This window comes from Rhodoferax sp. ZS1R8, from assembly GCF_056521325.1.
On the sequence record NZ_JBWMBA010000089.1, the window covers coordinates 1 to 1345 of the forward strand.

General features: G+C 56.1%; 2 protein-coding genes. One reads left to right on the forward strand and one right to left on the reverse strand.

The window, feature by feature from the left end:
* Positions 1–126: 126 nt before the first annotated feature.
* A complete protein-coding gene (locus AC097P_RS24030) occupies positions 127–561 on the reverse strand; it encodes a universal stress protein (RefSeq protein WP_479612943.1) in 435 nt (144 codons plus the stop codon).
* Between the two features lie 186 nt (positions 562–747).
* Here AC097P_RS24030 and AC097P_RS24035 point away from each other — a divergent pair, with 186 nt between their 5' ends.
* A complete protein-coding gene (locus AC097P_RS24035) occupies positions 748–1287 on the forward strand; it encodes a TRAP transporter small permease subunit (protein WP_479612944.1) in 540 nt (179 codons plus the stop codon).
* Positions 1288–1345: the final 58 nt, after the last annotated feature.

The following is a 1345-nucleotide window of genomic DNA, read 5'->3' on the forward strand; positions in this document are numbered from 1 at the left end:
AGCACAAACTGCATTTGATGGGGGGTATGGGGACTCATGGTGTGGAAGCCTCGGGTTGCTATCAACGTACAGAGCTCATGGTAGGCACCCCCATGGCCTACCGTCTGTGCGCCTTCACACGCACCGCTAACGCAGCACCATCACCGCAATATTGGTTTGCGCCAGTACACGCTGTGTCTGGCTGCCAATCAGCAGGCGCTCCAACGCACTGGCGCCGTGCGAGCCCATGACGATAAGGTCGGCACCGGTCGATGTGGCAGCAGCCAAAATGCTTTTCGAAATGCTGTGTTCCTGCAAAACCATCTGCTGGGGCTCGATGCCGTGTTGCACCACGATGGCCTTGGCCTGCGCCAGCCAATGCGCTGCGGCGTCGCGCGCGGCCTGGTGCATGGGGTTGTCGTCAGCCCGGTAAACACCGCCGGCAAGCCCAGTTGGATTTTGCTCAATGGCAGTCATGAGGGTTACTGCCGCCCCCAAGACTTTGGCCAGCTCAGCCCCCTGCGCTACCGCACGGATGCATGCGTCGGAACCGTCAATGGGTAATAGTATGTGTTTGAACATGGCGATCCTTGTTGGTTAGTGGCACCGATAAATTCTATCCATCCACTGGGTCCCACAATCGTGCGCAAGGGTAAACACCAAGTGCATGTGTCAGGTTTTCTACAGGGCTTTCAGGCACCATTGGCGGGTCGCAAGCGTGGCTATGTTCGCGCCTGTCCTTTTAACGAAAGTAGATGGAGAACCGCAGTGGCAGCACTCTTAAAACTCGCGCTAGGCATGGACTGGATCAGCAAAAAATTTGGGGTGCTTGCATCCTGGACCGTACTGCTTTCCGCCCTGATCTGCGCACTGAACGCATTTGTTCGGTATGGCTTCGATTGGAGCTCCAACGCCTATATGGAAATCCAGTGGTATCTATTTGCCTACATGGTCATGGTTGGCGCACCCCTGGTGCTCAAGCTCAACGAACATGTGCGGGTAGACCTGATTTACGGCAAGCTCAAAGGCAACAGACCCGTGTATGTTGACTTGTTTGGCTTGGTGGTCTTTCTGTTACCCGTAGTTACGCTGCTGATGGTCCTGTCCTGGGGCTACTTCATGAACAGTTTCACCTCCGGCGAAATGTCGCAAAACGCCGGGGGCCTGATCCGCTGGCCCGCCGTGCTGGCCATGCCGCTGGGCTTTGCCCTGGTGCTGGTGCAAGGGTTGGCCGAAATCGTCAAACGCGTCGCCTACCTGATGGGCCAGTACGAGATGGACACCCATTACGAAAAGCCGCTGCAATAAGCACCACCCCACCCATAGACTCAGGAAATTACTATGCTATTGGAAAACTTTCCCCCGG

Excerpts from the sequence above, each read along its gene's own strand:
- AC097P_RS24030 (WP_479612943.1), bottom strand. The coding sequence starts at position 561 with ATGTTCAAACACATACTATTACCCATTGACGGTTCCGACGCATGCATC.